This is a genomic window from Blattabacterium cuenoti (genome assembly GCF_014252095.1).
In the GTDB taxonomy this organism is placed as follows: domain Bacteria; phylum Bacteroidota; class Bacteroidia; order Flavobacteriales; family Blattabacteriaceae; genus Blattabacterium; species Blattabacterium cuenoti_F.
In genome coordinates, this window is the sequence record NZ_CP059210.1 from 238,332 (window position 1) to 260,635 (window position 22,304).

23 protein-coding genes and 1 tRNA gene are annotated in these 22,304 nt (G+C 28.6%); 11 read left to right on the forward strand and 13 right to left on the reverse strand.

The window, feature by feature from the left end; genetic code table 11:
- Window positions 1-15 precede the first annotated feature (15 nt).
- The 5 genes from ccoN to H0H45_RS01150 all read left to right on the forward strand — a co-directional run bounded on the left by ccoN (window position 16) and on the right by H0H45_RS01150 (window position 6,146).
- Entirely contained in the window at window positions 16-2,205 is a 2,190-nt protein-coding gene (ccoN, locus tag H0H45_RS01130; RefSeq protein ID WP_185866776.1) for a cytochrome-c oxidase, cbb3-type subunit I, read from the forward strand.
- Between the two features lie 7 nt (window positions 2,206-2,212).
- The gene (locus H0H45_RS01135) at window positions 2,213-2,404 is read left to right on the forward strand and encodes a cytochrome oxidase (protein ID WP_185866777.1); all 192 of its coding nucleotides are present in this window, start codon (window positions 2,213-2,215) and stop codon (window positions 2,402-2,404) included.
- Window positions 2,401-3,279: a cbb3-type cytochrome c oxidase N-terminal domain-containing protein gene (locus H0H45_RS01140; protein ID WP_185866778.1), complete on the forward strand. Its 879-nt coding sequence runs from the start codon at window positions 2,401-2,403 to the stop codon at window positions 3,277-3,279. The genes H0H45_RS01135 and H0H45_RS01140 overlap by 4 nt, the downstream gene beginning before the upstream one ends.
- Window positions 3,280-3,339: 60 nt before the next feature.
- A complete protein-coding gene (locus tag H0H45_RS01145) occupies window positions 3,340-3,792 on the forward strand; it encodes a FixH family protein (protein ID WP_185866779.1) in 453 nt (150 codons plus the stop codon).
- A 74-nt stretch (window positions 3,793-3,866) separates the two neighbouring features.
- Complete coding sequence (locus H0H45_RS01150; protein ID WP_185866780.1) at window positions 3,867-6,146, forward strand: NADP-dependent malic enzyme; 2,280 nt, start codon at window positions 3,867-3,869, stop codon at window positions 6,144-6,146.
- Here H0H45_RS01150 and murI read toward each other — a convergent pair.
- The 4 genes from murI to H0H45_RS01170 form a co-directional block, all read right to left on the reverse strand.
- Complete coding sequence (gene murI, locus H0H45_RS01155; RefSeq protein ID WP_185866781.1) at window positions 6,133-6,936, reverse strand: glutamate racemase; 804 nt, start codon at window positions 6,934-6,936, stop codon at window positions 6,133-6,135. The genes H0H45_RS01150 and murI overlap by 14 nt on opposite strands.
- Before the next feature lie 13 nt (window positions 6,937-6,949).
- Window positions 6,950-7,345, reverse strand: coding sequence for a hypothetical protein (locus H0H45_RS01160; RefSeq protein ID WP_238785240.1), 396 nt, complete (start codon window positions 7,343-7,345; stop codon window positions 6,950-6,952).
- A 43-nt stretch (window positions 7,346-7,388) separates the two neighbouring features.
- A complete protein-coding gene (gene rpsT / locus H0H45_RS01165) occupies window positions 7,389-7,622 on the reverse strand; it encodes a 30S ribosomal protein S20 (protein ID WP_185866783.1) in 234 nt (77 codons plus the stop codon).
- Window positions 7,623-7,644: 22 nt separating this feature from the next.
- Window positions 7,645-7,716 (reverse strand) — tRNA-Glu (locus H0H45_RS01170).
- 99 nt (window positions 7,717-7,815) lie between these two features.
- Between H0H45_RS01170 and H0H45_RS01175 the strand changes: the two genes are divergently transcribed.
- Window positions 7,816-8,397 (forward strand): C40 family peptidase, encoded by a 582-nt coding sequence (locus H0H45_RS01175; RefSeq protein ID WP_238785242.1) that lies wholly within the window; start codon window positions 7,816-7,818, stop codon window positions 8,395-8,397.
- Here the strand turns inward: H0H45_RS01175 and H0H45_RS01180 are convergent.
- From H0H45_RS01180 to H0H45_RS01195, 4 genes are read right to left on the reverse strand one after another with little or no spacing between them, the layout of a single operon-like run.
- Entirely contained in the window at window positions 8,385-9,635 is a 1,251-nt protein-coding gene (locus tag H0H45_RS01180; protein WP_185866784.1) for a 3-phosphoshikimate 1-carboxyvinyltransferase, read from the reverse strand. The genes H0H45_RS01175 and H0H45_RS01180 overlap by 13 nt on opposite strands.
- 1 nt (window position 9,636) lies before the next feature.
- Window positions 9,637-9,963 carry a MazG nucleotide pyrophosphohydrolase domain-containing protein gene (locus tag H0H45_RS01185; RefSeq protein WP_185866785.1) on the reverse strand — a complete coding sequence of 109 codons (327 nt, stop codon included), beginning with the start codon at window positions 9,961-9,963 and terminating at the stop codon, window positions 9,637-9,639.
- Between the two features lies 1 nt (window position 9,964).
- Window positions 9,965-10,942 carry a transketolase family protein gene (locus tag H0H45_RS01190; protein WP_185866786.1) on the reverse strand — a complete coding sequence of 326 codons (978 nt, stop codon included), beginning with the start codon at window positions 10,940-10,942 and terminating at the stop codon, window positions 9,965-9,967.
- Between the two features lie 24 nt (window positions 10,943-10,966).
- Entirely contained in the window at window positions 10,967-11,833 is an 867-nt protein-coding gene (locus H0H45_RS01195; RefSeq protein ID WP_185866787.1) for a transketolase, read from the reverse strand.
- 61 nt (window positions 11,834-11,894) lie between these two features.
- Between H0H45_RS01195 and smpB the strand changes: the two genes are divergently transcribed.
- Both smpB and H0H45_RS01205 read left to right on the forward strand, forming a co-directional pair.
- Window positions 11,895-12,326: an SsrA-binding protein SmpB gene (gene smpB / locus H0H45_RS01200; RefSeq protein ID WP_185866788.1), complete on the forward strand. Its 432-nt coding sequence runs from the start codon at window positions 11,895-11,897 to the stop codon at window positions 12,324-12,326.
- A 76-nt stretch (window positions 12,327-12,402) separates the two neighbouring features.
- Window positions 12,403-13,644: an OmpA family protein gene (locus H0H45_RS01205; protein ID WP_185866789.1), complete on the forward strand. Its 1,242-nt coding sequence runs from the start codon at window positions 12,403-12,405 to the stop codon at window positions 13,642-13,644.
- Between the two features lie 21 nt (window positions 13,645-13,665).
- On the opposite strand, the gene tatC is transcribed toward H0H45_RS01205, so the two are convergent.
- Complete coding sequence (gene tatC, locus H0H45_RS01210; protein WP_185866790.1) at window positions 13,666-14,466, reverse strand: twin-arginine translocase subunit TatC; 801 nt, start codon at window positions 14,464-14,466, stop codon at window positions 13,666-13,668.
- An 81-nt stretch (window positions 14,467-14,547) separates the two neighbouring features.
- Between tatC and ychF the strand changes: the two genes are divergently transcribed.
- A complete protein-coding gene (gene ychF / locus H0H45_RS01215; protein WP_185866791.1) occupies window positions 14,548-15,597 on the forward strand; it encodes a redox-regulated ATPase YchF in 1,050 nt (349 codons plus the stop codon).
- Here ychF and H0H45_RS01220 read toward each other — a convergent pair.
- Both H0H45_RS01220 and dapF read right to left on the reverse strand, forming a co-directional pair.
- A complete protein-coding gene (locus H0H45_RS01220; protein ID WP_185866792.1) occupies window positions 15,587-16,684 on the reverse strand; it encodes a M42 family metallopeptidase in 1,098 nt (365 codons plus the stop codon). The genes ychF and H0H45_RS01220 overlap by 11 nt on opposite strands.
- A 12-nt stretch (window positions 16,685-16,696) precedes the next feature.
- Window positions 16,697-17,479 carry a diaminopimelate epimerase gene (dapF, locus tag H0H45_RS01225; RefSeq protein ID WP_185866793.1) on the reverse strand — a complete coding sequence of 261 codons (783 nt, stop codon included), beginning with the start codon at window positions 17,477-17,479 and terminating at the stop codon, window positions 16,697-16,699.
- A gap of 95 nt (window positions 17,480-17,574) precedes the next feature.
- Here dapF and H0H45_RS01230 point away from each other — a divergent pair, with 95 nt between their 5' ends.
- Window positions 17,575-19,080 (forward strand): Do family serine endopeptidase, encoded by a 1,506-nt coding sequence (locus H0H45_RS01230; RefSeq protein ID WP_185866794.1) that lies wholly within the window; start codon window positions 17,575-17,577, stop codon window positions 19,078-19,080.
- A 1-nt stretch (window position 19,081) separates the two neighbouring features.
- Here the strand turns inward: H0H45_RS01230 and H0H45_RS01235 are convergent, their stop codons facing one another.
- A complete protein-coding gene (locus tag H0H45_RS01235; RefSeq protein ID WP_185866795.1) occupies window positions 19,082-20,167 on the reverse strand; it encodes an LptF/LptG family permease in 1,086 nt (361 codons plus the stop codon).
- A 1-nt stretch (window position 20,168) separates the two neighbouring features.
- Window positions 20,169-21,296: a tRNA guanosine(34) transglycosylase Tgt gene (tgt, locus tag H0H45_RS01240; RefSeq protein WP_185866796.1), complete on the reverse strand. Its 1,128-nt coding sequence runs from the start codon at window positions 21,294-21,296 to the stop codon at window positions 20,169-20,171.
- Window positions 21,297-21,405: 109 nt separating this feature from the next.
- Here tgt and rsmH point away from each other — a divergent pair, with 109 nt between their 5' ends.
- Window positions 21,406-22,299 (forward strand): 16S rRNA (cytosine(1402)-N(4))-methyltransferase RsmH, encoded by an 894-nt coding sequence (rsmH, locus tag H0H45_RS01245; RefSeq protein WP_185866797.1) that lies wholly within the window; start codon window positions 21,406-21,408, stop codon window positions 22,297-22,299.
- The last annotated feature ends 5 nt before the right edge of the window (window positions 22,300-22,304 follow it).

Genomic DNA, 22,304 nt, shown 5'->3' on the forward strand with positions numbered 1-22,304 from the left:
TATATTATTATGATCATGAAAATAGAAACGAACTATTACAACAATCGTATTGTAAAAGCATTCCTGTATGCTACAGTATTTTGGGCGGTTTTTGGATTTTTGGCAGGTTTGTTTATTGCACTTCTCTTATTTTATCCGGAACTTCCCGAATTTTTATTGGGGAGCAAATTAAGACATTCTCAGGGAGTCATCGGTTTTGGTCGTTGGAGAATGTTACATACTAATACTGCTGTATTTGCTTTTGTAGGAAATGTGATTTTTACAGGTTCTTATTATTCTTTACAACGTCTACTGAAAACAAGAATTTTCAGTGACATTCTTAGTTGGATTCATTTTTGGGGATGGCAACTCTTCATTTTTTTTACTTGGATTACTTTTTTGTTTGGAATAAATACGAGTAAAGAATATGCTGAACATGAATGGCCTATAGATATATGGATTTTTTGTGTTTGGGGTATTTATGGAATCAATATGATTGGAAGTATTTTAAAAAGAAAAATCCAGCATCTATATGTAAGCATTTGGTTTTTTTTGGGGACATGGGTAGCTGTAGCTATGTTACACCTATTTAATAATCTTGAATTACCTATTGATCTTCTTTCTTTCAAAAGTTATTCTATATATGCAGGAGTTCAGGATGCTTTAATGCAATGGTGGTATGGACATAATGCTGTTGCATTTATTTTAACTACCCCTATACTTGGATTAATGTATTATTTTGTTCCAAAAGCTTCTAATCAACCTATTTTTTCCTACAAACTTTCTATTATTCATTTTTGGTCCTTAATATTTATCTATATATGGGCTGGACCACATCATCTCATGTATACATCTCTTCCTAATTGGGCACAAATGTTGGGGACTATTTTTTCTATTATGCTCATTGCTCCTTCTTGGGGTGGAATGTTAAATGGGTTACTCACTTTAAGAGGAGATTGGAAAAAAGTGAAAAAAGATCCTGTTTTAAAATTTTTTTTAGTAGGCATTATTTGTTATGGAATGGCTACTTTTGAAGGTCCCATGTTGGCTACTAAGACCTTAAATTCCATTGGACATTTTACAGACTGGATCATTGCTCATGTTCATTTAGGAACTTTAGGTTGGAATGGATTCATGGCTTTTGGAATAATTTATTGGTTAACACAAAAATTATGGAATACAAAACTATATTCTATATCATTAGCTAATCTTCATTTTTGGTTAGGAATGTTGGGGATCATATTATATATATTCCCCCTGTATTTTGGATCCGTGATACAAGCTGAAATGTGGAAAAAATTTAATCCTGATGGAACTTTAGCATATAAAAACTTTTTGGATACAGTTATATCAATTATTCCTTTTTATAAAATAAGATTTATCGGTGGGGTCATCTATTTTATAGGTTTTATTATGATGATTTATAATCTATACAAAACGATAAAAAAAGGATATTTTGTTAATGATGAGGCTTTTCAAGGGATTCCTTTTTCAGATAAAAAAATAGAAAAAAAAGAAAAATTTCATAGTTGGTTAGAACGAAAACCCATAAAATTCACTATTTTTTCTTTCATTGCAGTTGCTATTGGAGGAGTTATAGAAATAATTCCTACTTTAGTGATAAAATCGAACGTTCCTACTATTTCTAGTGTTAAACCTTATAAAGCTCTTGAATTAGAAGGGAGAGATTTATTTGTAAGAGAAGGTTGTAATGCTTGTCATAGTGCGCAAGTTCGTCCTTTTAGAGATGAAGTCGTTCGTTATGGAGAGTATTCAAAAGCTGGAGAATTTGTATACGATCATCCATTTTTATGGGGCTCTAAACGTACTGGACCTGATCTAGCTAGAGAGGGGGGGAAAAATCCTAATTCTTGGCATTATAACCATATAGAAAATCCTCGTTCTACATCTCCAGGGTCTATTATGCCTAGATATCCTTGGCTTATTTATAACAAATTAGACCGATCTAATACAGAAAAAAAAATAAAAGCTATGGTTAAGTTAGGTGTTCCATATACTATGGAATACATAAAAAGTATGCATAAAGATATGGATATTCAAGCTAATAAAATTGTATCTGATATTTATCAGGAATACCCAAGTTTAAAAAAAGAAATAGAAAGACAGAAAGAAAAAGAAAAAGATAAATTTATTCCTTTGGAAAAAAGAGAGATTATAGCACTTATTGCTTATTTACAACGTTTAGGTACAGATATTAAATCTTGAAAAATTAATGATAAACTTTTTAAAAAAATATTTTTCAACAGAAAAATCTATTGGAATATTTCAATCCATTATGTTAATTTTATTCTTATTTTATTTTTTTTTCATTTTATTCTTTGTTTTTTCAAAATCTAAAAAATATTATCAAAAAATAAGTCTACTTCCTTTAGAAAATAAAAAAAAGAAACAGGAATCTATATGAGATCAAAAATTCCTTTTTTTATTATGATTCCTTCGGTTTTGTCCGTTATAATGTTTATGTTCTATGTTTTTTTAGGTTTTAATAATCGAACTTACATAGTTCATCCAGTTACTATATCCTTTTTTGTTGTTATAACGATATTGTTGTTCATTTTAGATTCTATTGATAATATAATCTATCGTAGAAAACTAAAATTTCTTACAGAAGAAGAAAGACGAAAAATTTTTGAAGAAAATGAAGGAAATTATTTTTATAGACTCTATAAATTTATATTTCATGATCCTAAAAAAAAGAGTCAAGAGGTAAAAAAAATAGATCATGGATTTGATGGAATTTTGGAATTAGATAATCAATTACCGATGTGGTGGGTCCATCTTTTTTATCTGACGATCGTTTTTTCTACAATTTATTTTTTTTCTTTTTTATTCACGGATTTTTCTAATCCTTATAAAGAATATGAAGCCGCTTATCATAAGCAACTGAAAGAAATAGAAATTTTTGAAAAAAATACGCCACAAGTAACTGTAGAAAATGCTTTTTTTGATCCAAAATTTGTTGATAGTGGGAAAACTCTTTTTGAAGAAAATTGTGCGACTTGTCATCAATCGGATGGAAGTGGAAACATAGGTCCTAATTTAACAGATGATTACTGGATAAACAGAATGGAAAAAAATTTATTTAAGAATATATTTTCTATTATATGGTATGGAAGCAAGAATAATCCTACTATGCGTGCTTTTGGTCAATCAGGTGAAATTAAAGGAAATGATATTCAGAAAATATCTAGTTATGTTTATTTCATAAATAAAAAACTAAAAAAACCTATAAAAAATAAAGCTCCTCAAGGAAAAAAAATTATAGATTGGGATAAATGAATTGATGAAAAATTGGTTTTCAATTTAAATATTCTTATGTATTTTTTATAAGTTTGGATTATGAAAATAAAATTCAGTTGGGAAACAGGAATTGTATTATCTTTGGTTACTTTTATAATTTTCATCACTTATATTGCGTTTTTTTTTCCTCATATAGGAAGTCAACTTGTATCAGATAAGTATTATGAAGAAGAAATGAAATATCAAGAAATTATCAATGAAAAGAAAAATGTATTAAAACTTCCTAAAAAAATTCAAATATTCATCTTATCTTCTGGAATTAAAATTATATTTCCACCAATTTTAGATAATATTCATGGTTTTTTTACTTTATTCCGATCTTCATCTAAAGATTTAGATGTTACCAGGTCTTTTAAGATATTAAGATCTTCAAGTAAGATATTATTTATCCCAAAAACCCTTTTGAAAAAAGGATATTATAAACTTATAATTAGATGGAAATTGGGTGAAAAAAAATTCTTTTTTGAGGAAGATTTATTTTGGTCATCATAATGTTGACTTATATCACTCCCTTTTTTTTTATATCTGTTGTCAGAATTATTAATATTATTTAGATATTTAGCATAATGAGAAAAAACATAAATAGTCTTCGTGAAGAATCTTTAAACTATCATAGTCAATTTCCTTCTGGAAAAATTAAAATTTCTCCCACAAAAAAATATAGTAGTCAAAGAGATTTATCCCTAGCGTATTCACCAGGAGTTGCGGAACCTTGCAAAGAAATAGCTCGTTCATCTATAGATGTCTATAAATACACCTCCAAAGGAAATCTTGTAGCTGTTATTACTAATGGAAGCGCTGTTCTAGGTCTTGGAAATATAGGAGCTTTAGCTTCTAAACCTGTGATGGAAGGAAAAGCACTTTTATTTAAAATATTTTCTGGAATTGATGTATTTGACATAGAAATCGATGAATCTGATCCAGAGAAATTCATCAACGTGGTCAAAGCTATAGCTCCAACTTTTGGAGGAATCAATTTAGAAGATATAAAAGCTCCAGAAGCATTTGAAATTGAACGAAAATTAAAATATGAACTAAATATTCCAGTTATGCATGATGATCAACATGGAACGGCTATTATTTCAGGAGCTGCATTACTTAATGCAATCACTTATGTTAGAAAAAATATTCAAGATATAAAAATGGTAGTTAGTGGAGCAGGGGCAGCAGCTATTTCGTGCACAAGGACTTATAAACAACTTGGAGTAAAACCTGAAAATATTCTTATGTTTGATAGCAAAGGATTGTTACATGTTTCACGAACAGACTTGAATCCAGAAAAGAAAGAATTTGTTGTAAACACTTCTTTGATTCATAATTTAGAAGAAGCTATTAAAAATGCCGATGTTTTTATAGGTTTATCCATAGGGGGAATATTAACTCCAGAAATGTTAAAAAGTATGGCTAAAGATCCGATTGTATTTGCTATGGCAAATCCTGATCCAGAAATTGATTATAACTTAGCTGTAAAAATCCGTCCAGATGTTATTGTAGCTACTGGAAGAAGTGATTATCCCAATCAAGTAAATAATGTACTAGGATTTCCTTATATTTTTAGAGGAGCTTTGGATGTACAAGCTAGTATGATCAACGATGAAATGAAATTAGCAGCTGTTCATGCTATTGCTGCATTGGCAAAGGAACCTGTTCCAGAACAAGTAAATATTGTTTATAATAAAAAAAATATTTTTTTTGGAAAAGAATATATTATTCCCAAACCTTTTGACAATCGTCTGATTACTCGTGTAGCGCCAGCAGTCGCTAAAGCAGCTATGGATTCTGGAGTAGCGAGAAATCCTATTTTAAATTGGAAAATCTATAAAGAAAAGTTACTCGACAGAATGGGGTACGAAAGTAAAATGCTTAGAATGATTCAAAATAGAGCACGTACCAATCCGAAAAAGGTAGTTTTTTGCAATGGAGAAGAATATGACGTTCTGAAATCCGTTCAGATTTTAAGTGAAGAAGGAATAGTTTCTATTCCCATTGTTTTAGGAAACGAAGATCGTATAAAATGTTTAATGCATGAAAATAATTTGGATGTAGAATTAATTATTATAGATCCTGAAAAAGAAAAAAATAGAGAAAAATTAGAATACTACGCTAACATTCTTTGGAAAAGAAGAAATAGAAAAGGATTAACTCTATACGATGCAAAAATTCGCATGCGAACCAATGATCACTTTGGAGCCATGATGGTTGATCAAGGGGAAGCAGATGCAGTAATTACAGGATATTCTAGGAGTTTTTCATTAAGTTTACGACCTATGTTAGAAGTTATTGGAAGAGCTGAGTCAGTTCATAAAACAGCAGGAATGATGATTTTGTTAACAAAACGTGGTCCTTTATTTTTAGCAGATACGGCGGTCATTCCAAATCCAAATAGTGAAGAACTAGCTAGAATTGCTCTAATGGCGTCTCAGGTTGTTCAAGGTTTTGATATAGAACCCCATATAGCGATGTTATCCTTTCAAAATTTTTCATCGAATTCTAAAACTTCTTCTAAAGTCTCTCAAACTGTTGCTTTTCTACATAAAAAATATCCAGACCTAATAGTAGATGGAGAGTTACAACCTGATTTTGCTTTGAACGAATTTTTATTAGCCAGTAAATTTCCTTTTTCAAAACTTGTTAAAAAAAGAGCAAATATTTTTATTTTTCCAAATCTAGAATCAGGAAATCTAACTTATAAATTTATTAGAGGGTTAGGAAACATTCAAACCATTGGTCCTGTGATGCTAGGAATGCGAAAACCAGCACACGTTATGCAAATGCAATCCAACATAGAAGAAATAGTGAATCTATCCACTTTATCCGTAATAGATGCGCAAATTAGAAAAAATTAAAAATATGTCTCTTCACAAGTTTTCCAAAAAGAATTTTAATTTGTTCGTTAAAAAACGGAGAAATAGAACTAGATGTATAAAAAATTGAATGATTATTCCCTTTTGAATGAAGGCACAATAAATTATTTTCATATAATTTTTTTTTGATTTCCTGAACTACAATTTTTTGAATATCAATTAAACGAACTTTTCCATGGAAAAAATTATCTATTTCTTTTTTCAAAAATAGATAATGTGTACATGCCAATAATAACGTATCTATTTCTATTGATTGAAAATAGTTTCTTATAAGAAAATTTATCTTTTTTTTTTCAAATCCATTTTCAATAATTGTAGCTAATAAAGGCGTAGATATTTGAACAATATCTAAATGTGGACAATATTTTTTAATGTTTCTTTGATAAAAGTTAGAATGAATTGTAGCAGGAGTAGCCATAATTCCTATTTTTTTAGAAGAAATTAACACTTTATTTTTGACTATAGGTTCTATCACATTGAATATTAATATTTTTTTCAAAAATTTTTCTTGTATGACATCTAAAGCATTAGAAACTATAGAATTACAAGCTATTACTATAGCTTTACATTTTTTTTCATAAAGAAAAGATGCTATTTTCATAGAATGATTTCTAATAAAGTCTTTAGACTTATTTCCGTAAGGCATGTTTTTAGTATCTCCAAAATAAATTATACATTCATTAGGCATATAATTTTTAATTTCTTTTGCTATAAGGAGTCCACCGATTCCAGAATCAAATATTCCTATCGGAGAACATGAACTTATTCCCATTTTTTTAGGATTATTAAATCAATAAATGAAACGGAAAACGAATAAAAATAATAAATAGAGATAAAAAAAATAACCATGCGGATTTTTTAGTAATTTTTCCTTTTTTCTTAAATTCTATATAAGATAAAATAAATAAAAAAAAACCAATCATCATCATTATCGGATGTTCGATAAGTTGATATCGTTGATTTTTTTGTTTCAGGATTTCTAGAACTGAAATATTCTTTAAAAAAAATGAACTTATCAACAAAAAACCTATAAAAATTTGAACAGACATGATGATGGCCATAAAAAAAAAAATTTTATCTAAAAAAAAAGAATTTCCTTTTATTTTTACATACAGTATATATATAGATCCTATGATAAAAAAAAGAATCACTAAAAAAGCTATATAAAAATGAAATTTCAAAAAACATTCTATCTTTTTATTAGACAAAAACATACATATTAATCTAATCCTTAAATGTTTTTAATTTATTTTTTAATCTTGCTGCTTTATTCATATGTATAATGTTTTTTTTGGCTAATTTATCTATCATAGAAATCACCTTGGGGTATTGTTCCTTTTTTTTTTCTTTCATGAATTTTTTGATAGCTGTTCTTGTACTCTTATATACATATTTATTACGAAAACGCCTGGTATGATTTTGTCTAATTCTTTTTAAAGCTGATAAATGATTTGCCATAAAATAATCTCGTTATTCGTTATAGCCCATAGGGGAATCGAACCCCTCTTTCCAGGATGAAAACCTGACGTCCTAACCAATAGACGAATGGGCCTTAAAAAAATACTTATACGAATACAAATTAAATTTTTTTTATATTTAATACAAGTATTTTACTTACATTTAATCATCTCTTAATTTATTAGAATTTCTTTTGAAAAAGGAAAAAAAAACAAAAATTCTCCTGATCATAAATTCTAAAATTCTTTTATTTATTATATTTTATTCTCATTTTTTTTCTATTCCATTACTATATGGAGATATGAAATACAAAAAAAAATATGAAAGAATTTTCTTCAGAAAGAAGAGAAATCACTCATACAATAAAAAAAATTCTCTTCAAATGATTAATAATTCTATTATTGAAAAAGCGAAAGATTATATGTATACTCCGTACAAATATGGGGGAAATACTCAATATGGAATCGATTGTTCTGCTTTCATCAAAAAGGTTTTCGCTACTCATAAGATTTCATTACCACGTATAACTTCTAATCAAGCTAAAAAAGGTTACTTCGTTCCAAAAAAATCCATAGAAAAAGGAGATCTATTATTTTTTGCTACAGGTACTTCTAAAAGAAAAATTAATCATGTAGGAATGGTTATACATGTAGATACTCATAACATATTCTTTATTCATGCATCTACATCAAATGGAGTGACCATTTCCCCATTTTATCAAAAATATTGGAATAATCGATTTATTACAGCAAGGAGAATTCTTTATTCCTCATAATAATCAATTGAAAAACCTAAATACTTTAAATCTTTCCAAAAATCAGGATATGATTTTTCTACTACATTTGGATCCTCTATTTGTATAGGATACAATAATCCAAACGGAGAAAAAGACATCGCCATTCTGTGGTCTTGATAAGTTTTTATAATCTTTGAATTGATTTTTTTCTGAAAAAAATCTGTTATTTCTAAACAGGAATTGGTAATTTTTATTTTTATCCCAAATTTGAATAATTCATTTTTTAATGCTCGCAACCGATCCGTTTCTTTAATTTTTAAGGTTTCTAAACCTTTTAAGTGGCATTTTATCCCAAGAGCGGAACAAGTTACCACAATGGTTTGCACTAGATCTGGAGTTTTATTTAAATCTAAATGGATGATCCTTGGTGGAATAAAATTAAACCTTTTATTCAGTGTAATTCTATTTTTTTTGTCAAAAATTGTAGATATTCCAAAATATTTTTCATATATAGATGATACTTCTCTATCTCCTTGTAAACTTTCATTTTTATAGGAGCTCAAAGTAATATGACTTTTTTTCGCGATGGTCACCATAGAGTAATAGTAAGAAGCAGAACTCCAGTCGGATTCTATAGAAAAATATTTTTTTCCTGTTTCTTTTCCTGGATAAATATGAATAATTTTATCTTTCCAAAAAGCTTTTATTCCTGCTAAAATTAACAAATCAAAGGTCATTTTTATATATGGAATAGATGTGATTTTTTCTTTTAAATATATTTTAAGCCCCATTTGAAATGTACTAGCTATTAACATCAAAGAACTAATATATTGGCTACTAATTTTCGCATTAATATCTATTTCTCCTCCAAAAATTTTCTTTCCAAAAATTTTTATTGGTGGATACCCTACTTTTTCCAAATAGATAATTTCCGATCCTAATTTTTTCAAAGCTTCTACAAGTACGGAAATAGGCCTTTCTTTCATTCTATTGGATCCGGTCAATATAACTTCTTTTCCTTCCTGTACAGATAAATAGGAAGTTAAAAAACGCATGGCAGTTCCAGCATGGTGAATATCCATAATGTTAGAAGCACTATTTAAATTTTTTTTTAAAATTTGAGTATCTTCACTATTGGAAAGATTTTCAATCTGAATATCATCCGTATAAATGGCCTTTAAAATTAAAAGACGATTAGATACACTTTTCGATCCCGTTATTGAGACAGAACCATATAGAGAGTTCTGTTTTTTATGAATATTAATGTAAGAAGACATATTATTTTAGTTTTTCATTATTCTGGTGTCTTTCATGATCTCTTATTTTCTTTTTTTTTAATTTATTGTTAAAAGATTTTTCCAAGTCAATTCCAGTTTGATTAGCTAGACAAAATAAAACAAACAATACATCTGCTAATTCTTCTCCAAGATCCTCTTTTTTTGAATATTTCTTGTAGGATTGTTCTCCATAATTTCTAGCAATAATTCTAGAAACTTCCCCCACCTCTTCGGATAAAAGAATAGTGTTAGTTAATACGTCAAAATAACGTATGCCATGATTTTTTATCCAATTATGAACTAATTTTTGCAGATTTTTTATTTCCAAATTATTTCTTTTCTTGATTACTTTTTTTTTTCAGTAAAATTTTAACATGATCTATGATAGAATCACGATCTATTTTATATTTCTTTAATAACTCTATTGGTTTTCCACTCTCTCCAAAAGTGTCATTCACTGCAACTATATTTTGAGGGATAGAAAGCCTTTTAGTAGTCAAAATTCTAGCAATACTCTCTCCTAGCCCTCCCCAATAATTATGTTCTTCTGCAGTCACAATACATTTTGTTTTATCTACAGAATTTAAAATGGTTTTTTCATCTAATGGTTTTATAGTGTGAACATTAATTACTTCACAAGAAATTCTTTTTTTTTCATGTAAAATTCTAGCCGCTTCCAAGGATTCCCATACTAGATGACCTGTACTAACAATAGTCACATCTTTTCCTTCCGTTAAAAGAAGGGCTTTTCCTATTTGAAATATTTGATTTTCATTTGTGAAATTTGGCACAGAAGGTCTACCAAAACGGAGATATACCGGTCCTAAATAATTGGCTATAGCTAAAGTAGCTGCATAAGTTTGATTATAATCACAAGTATTAATTACAGTCATTCCAGGCAACATTTTCATCATTCCAATATCTTCCAAACTTTGATGTGTCGCTCCATCTTCTCCCAAAGTTAAACCAGAGTGAGAAGCGCATATTTTTACATTTTTATAGGAATAAGCAATAGATTGACGTATCTGATCATATACACGGGAAGTTGCAAAATTAGCGAAAGTTCCAGCAAAAGGAATATAATTTCCAATGCTAAGTCCAGCAGCAATGTTGATCATATTAGCTTCAGCAATTCCTATTTGGAAAAATCGTTCTGGAAATTCTTTAGAAAATTGATCCATAAATAGAGAACTAGTAAGATCAGCACATAAGGCTACTATTTTAGTATTTGTTCTTCCTAAAAACGTTAAAGCATCTCCAAATCCAGCTCTAGTTTCTTTCAATCCTTTATTTTCATATATTTTCATAATTTCTTTACATTCGTTTATATTTTATTGTCTTATTGGAAAATCTCCTAAAGTTTCAGGAAGTTGAGATAGCGCTTTTTCTAATTCTTTTTCATTAGGGGATTTTCCATGCCATGCATTACTTCCTTCCATAAAATCTACCCCATATCCCATTTGAGTGTACAGGATAATTAAAACTGGTTTTCCTTTTCGCGTCTCATTTTTTGCTTTTTTTAAAATATTAATCACTTTATCAAGATTATTTCCTTCTAATTCTTCTAAAACTTTCCAATCAAAAGATTGAAATTTTTCTTTCAAATTCCCAAGGGATAAAACTTCCTCGGTCGTTCCATCTATTTGTTGTCCATTATAATCTACAGTAGCTATATAATTATCAATATGTTTAGACCCCGCGTATAAAACGGCTTCCCATATCTGTCCTTCGTTTAATTCTCCATCTCCATGTAAGCTGTAAATATCACAATTATTGTCTTTACTAATTTTTTTGGATAGAGCAGCTCCAATGGCGACTGACATCCCTTGACCTAAAGATCCTGAAGAAATTCGTATTCCTGGAAGTTTTCCATGTGTAGAAGGATGACCTTGTAAACGAGAATTTAATTTTCTAAAAGTAGATAATTCGTTTATGGAAAAAAAACCAGAACGAGCTAATATACTGTAATAAACAGGAGATATATGTCCATTGGATAGAAAAAAAAGATCTTCATTTAAGCCTTCCATCGTAAACTTTTTAGGATCATAATGCATGATTTCTTGATACAAAGCGACAAAGTATTCTGTACATCCTAAAGATCCACCAGGATGTCCAGAATTTGCGTTATTTACCATGCGTAAGATGTCTCTTCTCACTTGAGAACATAAGTCCTTTAAATAACGTCTGCGTACATTCATACTGTTTATTTTTTTCTTAGTTTTATAAAATTTTATTTTTTCACAAAAGTAATAATTAATTATGAGTATTATAAACAGAAAAGCTAGATTTCAGTATAGATATATAGAAGAATATATAGCTGGAATTCAATTATTTGGAACAGAAGTAAAATCTATAAAACTCAATAAAGCCAATATTACGGATAGTTTTTGTCAAATAAAAAATGGAGAATTATATTCCATTAACATGTATATAGCTGAATATAAATTTGGAACCAATTGGAATCACGAAAGCAAAAGAGATAGAAAATTATTATTAACCAAAAAAGAATTAATCAGAATAGAAAAAAAACTGAAAGAACCTGGATTGACCCTGATTCCTACTAAATTATTTTTTAGTAAAAAAGGATATATAAAAGTACAAATTTTTTTGGCAAAGGGAAAAAAAATATATGATAAACGTGAATCCATTCGAAATAGAGATATTCTTCGTGAGCTACAACGATCCTTATAAAAGATTCTGTTTAAAATCATATCATCATATTACATAATAATATATATTTGTTTAATTTCAAAGAAATTATAGTTTTATGAAAAACGTCAATTTTTTTATTATTGCTTTATTTGCTTTATTTTCATCTGGGTTTTCTCAACATTCTCAAAAAAAATGGTTTATTCGTATAGGAGCGAATGATATTAACTATTATTCCATAAATTCTCCTTTCAAAGATTTTTTTCAGAAAAAAAATAATAGTATAAATCCTCCGTTTTCTAATATAGAATTAGGACATAATCTAACTAAAAAAATAGGGGGATATTTGAACGTTTCATTGGGGATGGTCGACAATCATAGATGGAAAATAATAGATAATTTTTTTGTAAAATTAAATCCCGGAATAAAATTCTATTTTTTTCCTCATTACTGGCTGGACCCCTATTTAAAATTAGGAGCAGGTTATCATCAGTTTGACTATCGAGATAGAAAGTTAAGAATATCAGAATCAAAAATTTATAAATTGAATAAGAAAGATTTTTTTCTATTCGATGGTGGATTTGGAATGAATTTTTGGATCGTATCTAATTTTGGGGTCAACGTTCAAAGCAATTACAATCAAGTCATAGTTTCTTCTCATTCAAAAGATTATTTGAATTTTTGGGAACATTCTATAGGGGTCGTTTATCGTTTTGGAGGAGAAGATAACCCTGATCCGGATAAAGATAAAAAGGAATCTAAAAAAAGAGTGAAAATCAAAGAACAAGAAAATTCTTATTTGCCTTCTATCATAGAAAAAAAAGAGGAAAAAAATATTGAGGAAAATTCTGAGAATAAAATTTGCTGCAAAGAAGACGACTTAGACAACGATGGAATTTTAGATAGAGAGGATTTATGTCCTAACAAATTTGGGTTAAAAAAATTTAAAGGATGTCCGGATACAGATTCCGATAATATTCCAGACCATGAAGATGTATGTCCGAAAAAATATGGAAAAAAAGAAAACAAAGGATGTCCTAATGGTGTTTTTTTTCCTCCTATTTTATTTGATTTAGGAAAATTTACCTTATCTCCTAAATCATTAGAAATTATTGATGAAATATATGAAATTATGACAAAAAAACTTCCTCATTCAAAATTTTATATAAATGGGTATACAGATTCTTATGGAAAACATTCTTACAATAAAATTTTATCCATAAAAAGAGCAAATTCTGTATTTGAAGCTTTAGTTTCTAAAGGGATCAATCCATCTAGGATGGAAATAAGAAAACTAGGAAAATCTGTTAAAAGAAATAAAGGAAGACTTGTAGAAATAACTATACGAAAATCTTCGTAAAAAACCTCTTCAAGAGGTTTTTTATTTCTTTTTAGAAACATAAAAAGAAATATAGATACTAAATTGATAAAGAATCATTAAAGGAATCAAAACCACTATGGTGCTAAAAATATCTCCAGGAGTAATTGCTGAAGCTAGAATTAATAAGATCAAAAAAGCATGTTTTCTATATTTTTTTAAAAAAGGATAGGAGATCAATTCTATTTTAGTAAGAAAGTATATAAAAATTGGAAACAAAAAAGTGATTCCCATAGATAATATAGAATGCATGATCAAAGATATGTAATCCGATAAATCAAATATATTTCTTGGAAAAGAACTAATCCTAAAAGTATAACCAAAATGAATTAAAAATGGACATAAAATGAAATAACCGAAAAGAATTCCTAATATAAATAAAAATGTCACCATCATAATGATCCCTCTAGAATATTTTCTTTCTTCATCCGAAAGGGCGGGTTTGATGAATTTCCAAAATTCATAAAATATATAAGGAAAAGATAAGATAAATCCTCCAATCAAACAGGTCCATATATACATATTAAATTGTCCAAATATTTGTCTGTTTTGTATTTCCAAATTGTGAGAAAAAAAATAAAAGGAATGATGACTCCGGTGAAATATTTTTCCTAATTTATGGAAGAATCGATAAGTAATAAAATCCGTTTTTGCTGGACCAAAAAGAATATAATCAAATATAACATTCTTATTATTCATTAAAATAATCGTCGCAATTATCATTGCACACACACTATGAATTAAATGTTTTCTTATCTCTTCAATATGTTCCCAAAACGGCATCTCCTTTTTTTCATTTTTCATATCTAAGAATAAAAATTTTTAATTTTTGAAAAAAATTAGTAATATTTTTTTGCTATATAAAAAAACAAAAATCAATATACAATGAAATGTGGAATTATTGGTCTTCCAAATATAGGAAAATCAACTCTATTTAACCTTATTTCCAATTCTAAAGTTTTATCAGAAAACTTCCCTTTTTGTACTATAGAACCTAATTATGGAATCACAAACGTTCCAGATAAAAGATTGTATGAATTAAAAACATTCATTAACCCTATGAAAATAGTTCCATCAAAAATCCAAATAGTGGATATTGCTGGATTAATTAAAGGTTCACATAAGGGTGAAGGATTAGGAAATAAATTCCTATCTCATATTCGTGAAACAAATGTTATTATTCATATGATACGTTGTTTCAGAGATATTAAAGTCCTTCACGTAGAAGGATCCATCAACCCTATTAGGGATAAAGAAATTATTGATATAGAATTACAGTTTAAAGATCTAGAGACCCTAGAAAATAAATTAAATAAAATTAATAAAAAACCAAAAAAAAATCATAAATGTTTGATAAAAACACTAAAAAAAATAATTGATCATCTAAAAAAAGGAAAAAATATAAGAAGGTGTCCACTAAAAGAAAATGAAAAAAAGTACATAGAAGATTTACATCTATTAACCATTAAACCTGTTCTTTATGTATGCAATATAGATGAAAAAGATTCCAATAATCCTCTCTATTTAAAAAATATAAAAAAAATAGTGGAAGAAGAAAAATCTCCTATGATAGTTTTATCGTTAAAAAACGAATCTAAGAATCAAAAAGAACAAAAAAGTATTTTTTTTAAATCAGAAATTAATAAGCTCATCTTAGATGCTTATAAATTATTAAACTTACAAAGTTTTTTTACAGTAGGAAAAGAAGAAATCCGTGCTTGGTCTATTCCTAATCATTGGACTGCTTATCAAGCTTCTTCTGTCATTCATACAGATTTTAAAAAAGGATTTATATGCGCAGAAGTGTTTCATTATAAAGACTTTATAAAATCCGGATCAGAAGAAGAAGCAAAAAAAGCTGGAAAAAGGCTTTTGGTAGGAAAAAATTATCTTGTTCAAGATGGAGATATTATCCATTTTAGATTCAATCGATAAAAAATCTTTCTTTTGAAGAATTAATTCCTTTTAAAGTTTCAAAAATTAATTGAACAGCTTGTTCTACATCTTTTTTATGAACCATTTCTACTGTAGTATGCATATATTTAAGAGGAATAGATATCAAAGCAGACGATACTCCTTTATTAGAATAGGCAAAAGCATCCGTATCTGTTCCGGTATATCTAGATGAAACTAAACGTTGAAAAGGAATTTTCCTATTTTTAGCAGTATGAAAAATAAATTCTCTAATATTTTTCTGTATAGAAGGAGCATATCCCACAACAGGACCTAAACCACATCTAATATCTCCTTGTGTTTTTTTATCCATCATAGGGGTAGAAGTATCATGGGTTACATCAGTAACGATAGCCATATGAGGTTTTATAGCCTGAGAAATCATTTTAGCCCCTCTTAATCCTACTTCTTCCTGAACAGAATTCACCACATATAATCCAAATTTTAAATTTTGGCCACATTCTCTTATTTTTTTTACTACTTCTGCAATTATAAATCCTCCTATTTTATTATCTAACGATCTGCATACAAAATAGTTATGATTCATAATTAAAAATTCATCAGGATAAGTGATGACACAACCTACATGAACCCCCATTCTCTCTACTTCTTTTCTATCAAAAGCTCCAATATCTACAAATATATTATCCACATTAGGAGTTTTCTCCTCTGAAGATTTTCTTGTATGAATGGCAGGCCAACCAAAAACTCCATGTACTAACCCTTTTTCTGTATGGATCACCACTCTTTTTGATGGAGCTATTTGAGGATCTGATCCTCCATTACGGGAAACATAGATAATTCCATCTTCTGTTATATGATTTACATACCAAGAAATTTCATCGGCATGAGCTTCAATAATTAATTTGTATGGAGAATTATTAGGATTTAATATTCCTACAACTGTCCCATATAAATCCGTTTCTATTTTTTCTACATAAGGATTTATATAACTTTTCCATATTTCTTGTCCTTCAGTTTCGTCTCCTGTTGGAGAAAAACTATTTAAATATTTTCCAAGAAATTTTATAGAATCTTCGTTGATTGAATAATGATTTTTATTTTTCATGATTTTTTTCCATTAAATATGGATCCATCCTTTAAATATAAACTGAACAGAACCAGTTAAATATATTTCTTTATATAGATTATTTTTTTTTTCAAATGATACCCACAATTTTCCTCCTAAGGTGGAGATTGACACATTTTTTTCCTTATCGAGAGATATCTTTTCCGTTTCATATGCAGCAAGAACAGAAGCCGTAATTCCTGTTCCACAGGATAAAGTTTCATTTTCAACACCTCTTTCATAAGTGCGTACTTGAAGTGTATTCTTTCCAGATATTTCTACAAAATTTACATTTACACCTCCTTTACTAATTTTTCTTCCCTGTTTGCAAACGTCTATTTCTTTTATGTTCTTTACGAAAAGAACATGATGTGGAGATCCAGTATTCAAAAAGACGTATTTTTGGGATATTTTTATCATATCTATTTCTAGATCAATAAGATTTAAAGAAATTAATCCATGATCCTGAATAATTCCACAATGATCTCCATCTATAGCTCTAAAATAGATTTTATTTTTTTTTGTAATTCCTAGTTTTTTTGAAAAGGCAATAGCACAACGTCCTCCATTTCCACACATAGTACTTTCTTTTCCATCAGAATTATAATATTTCATGTAAAAATCACGAGAAGGATCATTTTTAATCAAAATAATCCCATCTGCTCCAATCCCAAAATGTCTATCACATAATCTTGTAAAGAGAGAATGATCCTCTTCCGGGATTTTTTTTTTCCGATTATCTAGTATAATAAAATCATTTCCTGTCCCCTGGTACTTAAAAAAATCCATTTTCATACATACAAAAAAAAAATAAGACGAATTTAGCATTATTTTTGGAATAAAATTTACTTTTTACTATATATATTTGTATAAGAATAGTTTAACTCAAAATGAATAAAATAGTTATTTATATTATTGCCAGTAGTATTTTTAGTTCAGTAATAACTATTGCAGCATACAAGAAATATGCTCAAGAAGAAGCCTTTCCATTTCCGTTGTATGGAATAGAAAAAACAAAACCCCCCTCTTCTAATCCATCCTCATTAGTTAGTTCTTCTGGATTACCAGATTTTACCAGAGTTGTAGAAAAGACCATCCATGCGGTAGTCAATATCAAAAATTATTCTAAAAAATATAGCAAAAAATTACATTTTGATCCATTTGACTTTTTTTTCGGATTTCCTGATGATTTTGGAGAAAGAGGAAAATTTCCTCAAAAAAATGATATTCCAGGACTTCATGGATCTGGAGTTTTAGTATCTCCTGATGGATACATTGTCACTAATAATCATGTCATAAAAGATGCAGATAAAATAGAAGTGACACTTAGTGATCAAAGAACTTATAGGGCAAAATTAATTGGAACAGATACAAGTACGGATATAGCCTTATTAAAAATCAATGAAAAAAATTTACCTTTTATTTATTTTTCTGATTCTAATAAAGTACAAGTAGGAGAATGGGTTTTAGCAATCGGAAATCCTTTTGATTTGAACTCCACTGTGACCGCAGGTATCATAAGTGCTAAAAATAGAAGTTTAGGCATATTGAGAGGAGAAACTCAAGCAGCTATAGAATCTTTTTTTCAAACAGATGCAGCTGTTAATCCGGGAAATAGTGGAGGGGCCTTAGTCAACACAAATGGAGAATTAATTGGAATTAATACGGCAATCTCTTCAAATTCAGGAAATTTTATAGGATATAGTTTTGCGGCTCCTTCTAATTTAGTGGCAAAAGTCATTCAGGACATCAAAAAATACGGTACCGTACAAAGAGCCTATTTAGGAGTTAGAGGAATGGATCTTTCTAAAGCTGAATATTTGAAAGCTTATAATAATGAAATGCATAAAAATATCAAACCACAACAGGGTTTTTTAATCGGGGAAGTTTTTGAAAAAAGTGGAGCTTATGATGCAGGTCTTAAAAAAGGAGACATTATTAAAAGTATAGACGGAAGACCCATTCAAAATGTGGCAGATTTGTCTGTTATTGTCGGAACAAAATATCCGGGAGAAAAAGTAAAAGTGAAGATTATACGAAACGGAAAAATGAAATCTTTTAATGTGACTTTAAAAGATTCACAAGGAAGGACAAAAATTAGAAAAAAAGAGGAAATTACTCCATCAGAATTACTAGGTGCCACTTTTTCGACTCTTGGAAAAGAGTCGAAAAAAGATTTTGGGATTGATTATGGAATTAGAATCCAAGAAATCCGAACAGGTAGATTGAGTGCTATAGGAATGGAAGAAGGAGACATTATTTTATCTATTAATGGAGAAAAAATGAGAAAACCTAATGATGTAGACCGTGTTTTAAAACAATACTCCGGAGATGTGACAATAAAATCTATTAAACAAAATGGTCAAGTATATATAGCAGGATTTGAAATGAATTAATTTAATTACGATTTCTATTCCAATAAAGAAAAAGTGTAATCATTCCGAAAATTCCATTTGGAAGCCAAACAGATAAATAAGAAGGAAGATAATCTTTTGTAGAGTATACTTTGGATATTTCTGTAAAAAAAATATATGTAAATGCCAATATTATTCCAATGATGAAATTATGGGCTGTCCCCCCCCTTTTTGATGAGATAGATAATCCTAAAAGAGTCAATATAAAATTAGAAAAAGGATAACTCGTTCTTTGATAATATTCATTTAAGTGCGTATTGATGTTACTATTTCCTCTCTTTTTTTCTCTATCAATAAACTTTTTCAGTTCAGAAATGGTCATTGTTTCTGCTATATATTCTTCTGGTAAAAGTTCTTCCGGAGTCATAGAAAAATTTTGAATTTTATAAATTCCTTTGAAAAAAATATCCTTATTCTTATTTAGATAGGTTTCGCTATAATTAGATAGGATATATATACGATGTTTTTTGTACCAAAATATGTTTTTAGCCTTCAGAAGATATATCAATTTATTTCCATGGAACTTTTGATATATACAATCTTTTCCTATATTCTTCTTTCTGGAAAAATTTCGAATAAATAAATATTCATTATTTGAAATTTGGGTACTTATGGTCTGATTGTTTTCGTATTGATTTTTGTATCTTGAACTTAATAGATATTGGTAATGAAATTTGTTTTTCATTTTATTAGCTAGGGGTAAAAAAGAATAATTAATTATTAAGGCTCCCATTCCTATAATGGAAGCTGAAATTAAATAAGGGATCGTTATCCTTTTAAAACTAATCCCACTTGCTAGAATAGCATTTATTTCTGAATATTTATTTAATCTAGATGTAAAAAAAATAATTGATAAAAAAACGGAAATCGGGGAAAATGTATAGGCTAACCATATGGACCAAAAAGGATAATAATATATTAAAGCATCTTTGATGGATCCTTGATTGTTTTCCAATCTATGCATTCTTTGAGAAAGATCTATAATAACAGAGATGATCTGTAATAGAATAGTAATCAATATAAAGGTAAAAAGAATATTACGAATGATATAACGGTCTAGTATTTTCATTTTATAAACGTTCTTTTAGTAAAGAAATTACTGATTTCTTCCAAGAAGAAAAGGTTTCTTGTAGAAGATTGGTTCTGGCTTTTTTCATGAGATTGAAGTAAAAAGAAAGATTGTGTAAAGAAGCAATTTGTTTTGCTAAATTTTCTTTAGCAAAAAAAAGATGTCTTACATAAGATTTGCTATAGGATCTATCTACATAAGAATTTCCATATTCATCCAAACAGGAAAAATCTTTTTCCCACTTTTTATTTTTGATATTCATAACCCCTTTCCAGGTAAATAACATTCCATGACGTCCATTTCGTGTAGGAAGTACGCAATCGAACATGTCAATCCCAAGCGCTATTCCTTCTAAAAGATCTATAGGATTTCCTACTCCCATTAAATATCTAGGTTTTTCTTTAGGCAAAATATCCGTGACTATATCAGTAATAGATTGTGTTTGTTCTTTAGTTTCTCCTAAACTTAATCCACCTATAGCATTTCCTTCAGCTTCCAATAAGGCAATCTTTTCTGCAGAACATCTTCTCAAATCTGGATAAATACTTCCTTGAACGATAGGAAAAAAACTTTGCTTATAATCATATTTTTCTGGATTTTCTTTTAAATAAGAATAACATCTTCTTAACCAAATATGTGTCTTTTCTAGAGAATATTCTGCTTCTTTATAACTACAGGGATAAGGAGGAAAATCATCAAAAGCCATAATCATATCACCACCTATCAAACGTTGAATTTCCATAGATTTTTCAGGAGAGAAAAAATGGTAAGAACCATTTATCAGAGATTTAAATAAGACTCCATTTTCTGTGATTTTATTAGATTTTCTCATAGAATAAACTTGAAAACCTCCACTATCTGTTAAGATAGACTCTTTCCAATTCATAAACGAGTGAAGTCCTCCTGCATGATGCAATACTTTTATTCCAGGACGGAAATACAAATGATAAGTATTTCCAAGGAGAATCTTCGATCCTATATCATATAGTTCATGTGTTGGAATAGATTTTACACTTCCTTTTGAAGCTACTGGCATAAAAATAGGGGTTTCTATTTTTCCATGATCTGTTTCCAATACGCCTGCTCTCGCTTTAGAAAAACGATCAGTTTTTATTAAATTAAATTTCATTTTGAATAAAAAATTTTTTTTTTAAAAATTAAATATTTCTAAGAATTCTATGTGAAACATATGGGGATAAAGCATAATTTCGTTTTCTATGGGAAAAAAAATATAAAAAATGAATTATTACCATGAACCAGTTCTTTTAAAAGAAAGTATAGATAATTTGGTTACGGACAAAAATGGCATTTATGTAGATGTAACATTTGGTGGTGGAGGACATTCTTCTGCTATTCTAAAAAAATTAAATGAAAATGCATCTTTAATAGCTTTCGATCAGGACAAAGAAGCCATAAAAAATAATCCCATACGAGATAGACGTTTTCATTTATTTCACAAGAATTTTATACACATAAAACCAATATTGAAAAAACTGCGTATCGAAAAAGTGTCAGGTATATTAGCCGATTTAGGCCTATCTTCTTCTCAAGTAGACAACCCCATTAGGGGTTTTTCTCATCAGTTGAATTGTATTTTGGATATGAGAATGAATCAAGAATCCACTCATTCTGCTATAGATATTATTAATCGATATTCGAAAGAGGAATTATTTCATATATTTTCTAAATATGGAGAATTCAAAAATGCAATAATAATTGCTGAAAAAATATTACAAGAACGCTTAAAAAAACCTATTACCACTACATGGGATTTAGTGAAGATTTTTTTTAGAAAAAAAACATCTTTTAAAAAAAGGAAAAGATTTTTTTCTAGACTTTTCCAATCTATACGAATAGAAGTCAATAATGAAATCCATGTTTTACAAAATCTTTTGTTAGAATCTTCTACGATTATTCTACAAAGAGGTAGAATTGCCATTATTTCATATCATTCCATAGAAGATCGGATCACAAAATCTTTTTTTAAAAAAGGAGTTGTTCATAAGAACAAAATGAATAATATACTTCCATTTAAAATGATCCATAAAAAAGTTATTCAACCAAGGTATCAAGATATTATCAATAATCCAAGATCCAGAAGTGCTCGATTAAGAATTGCAGAAAAACTATAAAATAA